The sequence below is a fragment of the Streptomyces spongiae genome (assembly GCF_009377185.1).
In the GTDB taxonomy this organism is placed as follows: Bacteria; Actinomycetota; Actinomycetes; order Streptomycetales; family Streptomycetaceae; genus Streptomyces; species Streptomyces spongiae.
In genome coordinates this window covers 1-6,885 of record NZ_VJZC01000538.1, presented here as the reverse complement: position 1 = coordinate 6,885, position 6,885 = coordinate 1, and the positions used below count along the sequence as shown (strand labels likewise).

The following is a 6,885-nucleotide window of genomic DNA, read 5'->3' as shown; positions in this document are numbered from 1 at the left end:
ACCCCGTACCCACCACCCGACCACCACCACGCCCACCGCCACATCCACCGCCCAGCACGGCCAGGGCCTGATCCAGTTCGTCCTCGCCGCGCACGAGGGCCAGCGCAACACCCGCCTCTTCTGGGCCGCCTGCCGCGCCTACGAGAACGGCATCGGCCCGGACCTCGCCGACGCCCTGGCCGACGCCGCGGTCCGCACGGGGCTCACGGAACGGGAAGCGCGCTCGACGATCGCCTCGGCGGCACGGATGTCGGGGCAGCGGCCCTGAATATCGAAGAACACCAAGGGCGGCTGGCGTCCGCCGGCCACCGTTCATATAGCAGGGGAAAGCCACGGAGATGGTGGACTGTCGATCTGCGGTCGCGATCGGTCATCGCGAAGCCAAGAGGAGTCCATAGCTGTACGCCTGTGTGCGAGGACGTTGATGTCAGGAACTGATGTCAGGAACTGATGTCAAACAGCCCCGCCAACTGCGAGTCCTCCGTAAGGTTTCCGGCCGTGACGTCGTATGAGCGGTGGTCCCTGCTTGCTTCCTTCGGCTCCCTGCTCGTCAGTGTCGTTGCCTTCGGCGCACTGGCGTGGCAGCTCCTCCTGCTGTCTCGTAACACAGGCCAAGACCACGAAAGGCGCCGCAAGCAGGCGACCATGGAATACCTCACGGCCAACATGGATCGGCGTAAGGCGCTGTTCGACGAGGGAATACCTGACGAACGGGATCACGAAGCCACTGCCGCTCTGATCAACCGCTCACTGTCGGGCGACGATCAGGCGACGAAGCTGATCACGTCCTACCTCACGACCTTCAACTTCCTGGCTGTCGGCGCGCAGTCGGACGCCTTCGACCGAGAAGTCATTGACGAGGCATGGGGCGGCCTGATCATCGCCGTTTGGAACGGCTACCGGCCGTGGGCCGAGGCGCAGCGGAAGGAGCACGGCGAGCCGCGCGTGTGGGACAACCTGGAGTGGCTCGCCGGCCAAATGGAGCCACGCCGATCCGTCATTCCCACTGGAGGCAGCGGAAACCTGCCTCCGCGCGGAAACCTGCCCCCACAGGGACAACCTGTGCCGTAGCGAGCCCTGTGCCGTAGCGAGCCATGCGCCGTAGCGAGCCCTGTGCCGCGGCCCGACCCACCAGGTACCGCTCTTCGTCTCGATCGTGGTGGGCGCTATGACGGTCATCCCCGGCCGCGCGACGCTCTGGCGGGGCCGCCTCCGTCCGGTCCTGGTCGCCACGTACTTGGTGCCGGCGGTGCCGCCGCGGCGGCGTCCTTCGTACGCAGGCCCGGGATCAGCACCGCCGCCACCGCCAGGTGCATCAGAGCCAGCGCGGCCCGGGTGCCGCCGTCCATGCCGTCGCCGGTCAACGGCAGGAAGGACATGACCAGTACGGCGACGGCCACCCCGGTCCAGACGACGCGGGCGCGCCGTACCCCGAACCGCTCCAGGGCGGCCAGCAGCCCCCAGCCGGAGAGCGACGCGAGCAGTGCGACGGCCGCCACGGGCACGGCGCCGATGTCGAGCGTCTGCCCGCCGTCGATGATCCGCAGCCGGTGCCCCAGTACCGGGTCCGCGACCAGCCACACCAGGACAGGCGCCAGGACCGCGAGGCCCGAAGCCCCTGAGCGCCGTCTGCGCTCGCTCACTCGGCGCCCCCGGAGAGCGCCCCGTTCAGGAAGACGTCCACCAGCTCCTGCGGGGTCAGGTCCGGCTCGTCCTCCGTGCGCGGCTGGGTGAAGAGCAGCCCGAAGAAGAGGGCCGCGATCTGCTCCGGCGGCCGGCGCAGGGCCGCTTGGTCGGGCTCCAGCAGCTCCACGAGGGCCGCGCGGATACGGGTCGTCGACTCGTTACGGCCCGCGCCGCGCACCGTGCCGGGGTGCTTGCCGCCGCGATGCCCCAGCGTGCCGGCGATCGCGCCCATCCTGGACAGGTGCGCCTGCAGCGCCTCGGCCGCCTCCGCGAGCCGGTCGGGCAGCGGTTGGGATACGTCGATCGCGTCGAGCTCGCGGACCGCGTGCTCAGGGGAGAGAGCCTCGGCCATGCAGGCGTGCAGCAGCTCGTCCTTGTCGGCGAAGACCCGGAAGATCGTGCCCTCGCCGATGCCCGCGGCGCGGGCGATCTTCGCGGTCGTCACCGCGGCGCCGTACTCGGCGATCAGCGGGATCGCGGTCTGGATGATCATTTTGCGGCGCTGCTCCGGCGTCATGCCGGGGGCGCGGCGGCGGGTGGTGGTCTGGTTCTCCTCAGGCGCTGTCATGACCACGAGAGTACGGAGTGAGTACTCACTCCGTCAATGAGTGAGTACTCACTCCGTGCACTCTTCCCCGACTCGACGAGGCCCCGCACCACCGTTCGTTCACCCGGCTCAGTACCTGGAGGCCGCTACCGAGGCAGCCCTGTAGCACTCCTCCACTATCTGCGGAAACCGTCGCTTCTTTCGAGCCTTCGCGGCATTCGTCAGGTCGATCCATCCGGACCGGCCGACTCTCCAGTACTCCCGCCCTATTTCTCCACGAAAGAAGGAGTCGAGGTTCAGCCGCAATTGCGCCTCGGTGACATCCTTCGTCATGTAGGCCGAGTAATACCAGGAGAAGATCAGGTTCGCAAACATCAACTGCCTGCCCCTCCCCTCGCTTTCGTTGGGCATGTCACCACCCCAGCAGGACCGCAGCTCCGAATCGCTCATCGACATGACGATCAGCTCGCGATGATGCGTCCTCATATTCTCATCCTGGGCCATCTTCATTTGCCGAGACTGATAGAGAAGCGATACCGCAATGACGGCGAGAGCGGCGGTGGAGATGGCCAGCGAGATCAGCGAAACAGCCTGATTCATTCCAAGTACCCCCGTTGCTGTCTTTAGCCATCACTGACTGCCCAGACTGCGAGGCACTTCAAACGGACCCTCCCCTGGGGTACCGCGAGAGCCCCAAGCGAAATCTGACCCGCAGCGTGCCCGTCCCTGCGGGACCACACGGCGCCGAGGGGAGCCCGGGCAGCACAGCGGCCCCTGACCAGTTGCCTGGTCACTTCGCCCACTCCTCATAGGGAGGTTGATCCAAATGCCGTCTCATCGTCTCGCGGGCGGTGAACTTATCGGGGAGCCATTCCGATCGGAAACCGAGGTTTGCAGTAGACAACCCAGCCTCCCGAGTGAGCAGCCACGATCTCTCCAGCATGACGCCCTTCCAGTCCCTCCAGTTCCCGGAGGTGAGGGTGGTCTAGGTGCTGCTCCTTGTGCTGGTGAGCTGTGGAGAGGGCACGGATCCGCTCGGACCGGTACCCGAGGTTGCAGGTGACAACCCAGCCCTGGCCATCGGCACCAACAACCTGCGCACTGTGCGTGATCTCCATTTGATCCACCATCTAGCCGCGGCGGCCGTCTAATCGGAAAATGATCGCTCGCTCAGGACATCAGCGTCCAACCCTTGAACTCGCCTTGGTCCCTGCGGTACAGCACTGAAGTACAGCAACCACAGCAACCGGGCATGGCCAAAAGCCACTCTGAGGGACCGAACGAGGGTTTCTATGACCCTTGTTGACCGATCTCTGTAGAGTTACGGATCAGAAGTTCCCGGTGCCACACCCGTGCCAGATCCAGCGAGGAACCACGGGGAACTGCGGTGGCCGGCAGGTAGCTGATCCCGTATCCGTCCATCTGAACGTCTCCCAGGTCAGAGCCGCACACCCCTCGCCTCGCTCCTGAAGGGGTTGTCCAGCCCGCTCACCGAGTCCACACCCGCAGGAACTCTTCGGCCGGGACGGCCTCCAGCGGATCCTCTTCAGGATCGATCGCTTTGTCTGTCAGGAAGCCGTGCTCGTCCTCCAAGTGCTCCCCGCTGTACCGGTGGAGCTGGCCGTCCGAAGTCAGCTCGGCTTGCTTGATGACAACCAACTCACCGCGGTCAGGTACGGCCTCGATGTACCACAAGCCGCCCTCCTCGTCCGCGTGGCGGAAGTGGTGCCGCTGGGTGGCGGCTTCATCGAGTGCTCGGAAGTACGCCTCGGTCTCTGCTTTGATGCGCTCCAGGTCAACCACGGGACCATCGTGTCAGCGAGCGCACGCGGGTTACTCCGTTCTGACATCCACGAGTGACATCACCGGCGCCGGACGTCAGCACTCCCAGGCGGTCTGGCACAGCCAGCGTGGCCAGGAGGCTCCCCGATGGTGCCGAGGAGCGATCGAACTCCTAAAGCGGTGGCTCCCTGACAACCAGCGGCAGCGGCCAGCCGGCGCAGGCCACTGGTGCGCTGCCGTCCTCGGTGTGAAAGAGCAGGGTGGTCCATGTCCGATCGGCAAAATCGATCATCCCTGTGCGCACGGGCTGGCCATGTTCGCGGATGAGTTGCACTGCTCGTTCCAGCCCAAGAGGTTCGAGTCCGTGCATCCGCATGCGCTGAAGACGGCGCTTGAAGACTCCGGCATGCCGGCCTGCGGGTTGTGCCCGATCTCCCACCCAGTAGGTGGCGCCGCTGCGGAGGGTGGCCAGAGCTATCACGGACGCCTCGTCATCACCTGCCAACAGCGATTCCAGACAACCCCAGCTGATGAGGATCTCTGAAATCGTCCAGGGACCCCCGCCCTCCACTTCGTTGCGTCTTGAAGCGTGTGGGGAATGTGGGGAGTGAAGGACGCGGGTGAGGGCCCAGCGACCGAAGCCGCCGGCGCCGGCCTGGCGGCCGTCCAGACCGGCGGACGGGTCGACGTCACGCAGGGACGCCGAGCGGCGGGTGCTCGAGCACGCGGGGCTTGTACTCGACCAGCTGGATACGGCCGTCGAAGGTGCGGTGCTCGATCATCTCGAGGGCAACGTCCGGATAGCCGTCGTAGATGCGTTCTTCGCCCGTGGCCCCGGTGATCACCGGGAACATCACGACCCGGAAGCGGTCGACGAGTCCGGCTCGTAGCAGGGACCGGCACAGGCTTAGGCTGCCGATCGTGCTGAGGAGCCCCGAGCCACTCGACTTCATGGCGCGGACCGCCTCGACGGCGTCGTCGCGGACGAGCCTGGAGTTGGCCCACGTCAGTGGCTCCTCGAGTGAGGAGGAGAACACCACCTTGGACGCTTGCGTGAGCTCGTCGACGGACGCCTCTTCTTCGGGCCTGAACTCGTCTTGGCCATTCGGAACCTCGCCTGCGGCGAAGCCCGACATCAGGCGGTAGGTGTTCGCTCCCATCAAGTAGGTGGCCTCGGGCTGCTCGCCGAGCCATGCGAGGTACTCCGGGCCCTCGAGGCCCCAGAACCCGGGCCATCCCTCTCCCGATGCGTGGCCGTCGAGGGAGGTGATGAAGTCGACGAGAAGCTCCGACATGGCGGTGTCCTTTCCTGGGGTGTCACGAGCTTGGACCGGCCGGGAGCCACAAACTCATCGGCCGCGCTGTGGAGTAACGAGAAAACCCATGACGCTGCAGCCGATCAGGTCGGCGGAGCGGCACTGCTTCGGAGGGCCGGAGGCCTACATGATTGCGGCATGCACGCAGTCGGGAATGATCTCCACGCTATTGGGAACGGCGGTTTGAGTTCTGTCAAAGCCCCAGCTCAGCCCCACCCGCGAACGGCCCACCCCGCTCTACTGGGTGATCGGTGAGGCCTCGCTGCCCGACGTCGACAGCGGGTACTTCATCCACTCACCTGCGACGGCGGCGGAGCACTTCCGTGAGTACGGCCCCGCTCCGATCGACGGCGAACCGATCGCGCCGGTCTTCGCCAGCGCCGGCGGGGGCCGCACACGCAGCGGCCGTCTGCCTGCATCACGGCGCGTACCAGGCCACCATCACCCCGCGCAGTGACGCCTACCTCGACCTGGCCCCGCTGTACCGCAACCTGGTGAAGGAACTCGCGCTGACCGCCCACGACGGTGGCACCCTGCACGTCATGGTCAAAGGCGGTGACTGGGTCTTCGGCTCCCTCCTCGTGGACGAGGCCCTCCAGGCCATCGGACTCACCCGCGCTCAGCTGCCCGCCCGCCTGTTCTGCCCCCAAGTGGTCACCGACACCGGGGCCAAACTCTCCAAGTCCCTGATTCGGGCCGGTCGTGCCCACTTGCCCGAGGGCGCCGCCGACTGGATGCTGCCCGACGCGCCGGAAGCATACGGGGCCATGATCACTCGCCCCAAAGCAGCTCCAGCCCAAAGCCGTTCCACCGACCTAGACGACCTGCTCGCGGGTGGGTCAGACGGAATCCGGCTGCGGACCTGCGTCCTCAGGTACCCCCCATGCACCTACCATCGCGATCTTGCGCTGCTCCAGGAGGAGATGGAGAGCGTCGTACAAGGTGGATGGGTCTGTGTACGCCTCCCGCGCCATCACGAGACGGGCCTCCGCCTCTAGAACACGCCAAGCCACTTTGCGGCGCTGATTGACAGCCGCACGTGAGTCACTGCGGAGAAAACCCTCACCTGCGGAGAAGCCAGCGGCCAACAACGCGAGGAGAGCCGCAGGCACACGCAAGTCAGCAGACGCTAGTCCGGCGGCTCCAGAAATTGCAGCCAGCACAGCGGCAGGAAAGCCCAGGAGGATGTGGGTTGAATGCCAGAAACGCGCCCAATTGCGAGCCCGCAACCCCTGGTGAGTAGCCTCTTCGACAAGCCGCGCAACCTGGCGCCGCATCTCGGTCATCTGTTCGGCCTCGCGGGCGGAGCCTGGCGCCCAGTCACCAGCTGCAGGAGAGCCATCGGCCATGGGGAGATATTCGCCCATCAGTGCACAAAAAGCAACGAAATCGCCATCGATTCAGCACTGGATCACGGCCCTCACCCAGTTGATCGTCAAGCTGCTGAGAGTCGTGCCCCTGGCGTGCCCGATCGAGCGGGGAATACCGGGGAACAGCGGGCGCCCACACCCACCGCAGCGTAACGGCCCCTGACCGATCTACCTGGTCAGGGGC

Annotated in this window: 9 protein-coding genes; 4 read left to right on the top strand and 5 right to left on the bottom strand. The window is 66.0% G+C overall.

The window, feature by feature from the left end:
* Both FNH08_RS40790 and FNH08_RS40785 read left to right on the top strand, forming a co-directional pair.
* A partial coding sequence (locus FNH08_RS40790; RefSeq protein ID WP_194238798.1) for a primase C-terminal domain-containing protein occupies positions 1-268 on the top strand: 268 nt, incomplete at its 5' end.
* Between the two features lie 230 nt (positions 269-498).
* Entirely contained in the window at positions 499-1,071 is a 573-nt protein-coding gene (locus FNH08_RS40785; RefSeq protein ID WP_322726276.1) for a DUF4760 domain-containing protein, read from the top strand.
* Between the two features lie 104 nt (positions 1,072-1,175).
* Here FNH08_RS40785 and FNH08_RS40780 read toward each other — a convergent pair whose 3' ends face one another.
* From FNH08_RS40780 to FNH08_RS40765, 4 genes are all read right to left on the bottom strand, one after another.
* On the bottom strand, positions 1,176-1,643 hold the full coding sequence (locus tag FNH08_RS40780; protein ID WP_322726275.1) for a DUF6069 family protein: 468 nt from the start codon (positions 1,641-1,643) through the stop codon (positions 1,176-1,178).
* Entirely contained in the window at positions 1,640-2,254 is a 615-nt protein-coding gene (locus FNH08_RS40775) for a TetR/AcrR family transcriptional regulator (RefSeq protein ID WP_152776560.1), read from the bottom strand. Before FNH08_RS40775 ends, FNH08_RS40780 begins: the two co-directional genes overlap by 4 nt.
* 108 nt (positions 2,255-2,362) lie before the next feature.
* On the bottom strand, positions 2,363-2,833 hold the full coding sequence (locus FNH08_RS40770; protein ID WP_152776559.1) for a DUF6082 family protein: 471 nt from the start codon (positions 2,831-2,833) through the stop codon (positions 2,363-2,365).
* 888 nt (positions 2,834-3,721) lie between these two features.
* Positions 3,722-4,036 (bottom strand): hypothetical protein, encoded by a 315-nt coding sequence (locus FNH08_RS40765; RefSeq protein WP_322726274.1) that lies wholly within the window; start codon positions 4,034-4,036, stop codon positions 3,722-3,724.
* A gap of 226 nt (positions 4,037-4,262) precedes the next feature.
* Here FNH08_RS40765 and FNH08_RS51230 point away from each other — a divergent pair, with 226 nt between their 5' ends.
* Positions 4,263-4,559: a hypothetical protein gene (locus FNH08_RS51230; RefSeq protein ID WP_194238797.1), complete on the top strand. Its 297-nt coding sequence runs from the start codon at positions 4,263-4,265 to the stop codon at positions 4,557-4,559.
* Between the two features lie 145 nt (positions 4,560-4,704).
* Here FNH08_RS51230 and FNH08_RS40755 read toward each other — a convergent pair whose 3' ends face one another.
* A complete protein-coding gene (locus FNH08_RS40755) occupies positions 4,705-5,310 on the bottom strand; it encodes a dihydrofolate reductase family protein (RefSeq protein ID WP_152776558.1) in 606 nt (201 codons plus the stop codon).
* Between the two features lie 344 nt (positions 5,311-5,654).
* On the opposite strand from FNH08_RS40755, the gene FNH08_RS54225 reads away from it, so the two are divergent.
* Positions 5,655-6,329 (top strand): hypothetical protein, encoded by a 675-nt coding sequence (locus FNH08_RS54225; protein WP_407704557.1) that lies wholly within the window; start codon positions 5,655-5,657, stop codon positions 6,327-6,329.
* The last annotated feature ends 556 nt before the right edge of the window (positions 6,330-6,885 follow it).

Coding starts and splice junctions, on each gene's coding strand:
- FNH08_RS40775 (WP_152776560.1), bottom strand. CDS start 2,254: ATGACAGCGCCTGAGGAGAACCAGACCACCACCCGCCGCCGCGCCCCC.
- FNH08_RS40770 (WP_152776559.1), bottom strand. CDS start 2,833: ATGAATCAGGCTGTTTCGCTGATCTCGCTGGCCATCTCCACCGCCGCT.
- FNH08_RS40755 (WP_152776558.1), bottom strand. CDS start 5,310: ATGTCGGAGCTTCTCGTCGACTTCATCACCTCCCTCGACGGCCACGCA.